1 protein-coding gene is annotated in these 347 nt (G+C 50.7%); it reads left to right on the plus strand.

Annotation, left to right across the window (positions count from 1 at the left end):
* The coding region (locus tag HXW94_RS19005) for an HNH endonuclease (RefSeq protein WP_178368441.1) at nt 1-347 on the plus strand (347 nt) is incomplete at both ends.

A 347-nucleotide genomic window follows, 5' to 3' on the forward strand; every position in this document is an offset into this window, starting at 1 on the left:
CTTCTGGAAAAATGGGACAGAACGTGTGCCTATTGCGGAAAAACAGATATCCCATTGGAGATTGAACATATCGTGCCGAAATCGAAAGGCGGTTCCAACAGAGTCAGCAATCTGACACTGGCCTGTAGGGCGTGCAACAGGAAGAAGGGTAATAAGTCGCTCGAACATTTCCTTTCAAGGAAACCGCGACTGTTGAAACGAATTCAAAAGCAATCCAAACTGCCGCTCAAGGATGCGGGTGCCGTCAACACGACCCGATGGGACTTGTTCCGTACCTTGAAAAAAACCGGACTGCCGGTTGAAACCGGCTCCGGCGGTCTGACAAAATTCAACCGGACGACCAGGGG

This window comes from Desulfobacter latus (assembly GCF_013389365.1).
Lineage (GTDB): Bacteria > Desulfobacterota > Desulfobacteria > Desulfobacterales > Desulfobacteraceae > Desulfobacter > Desulfobacter latus.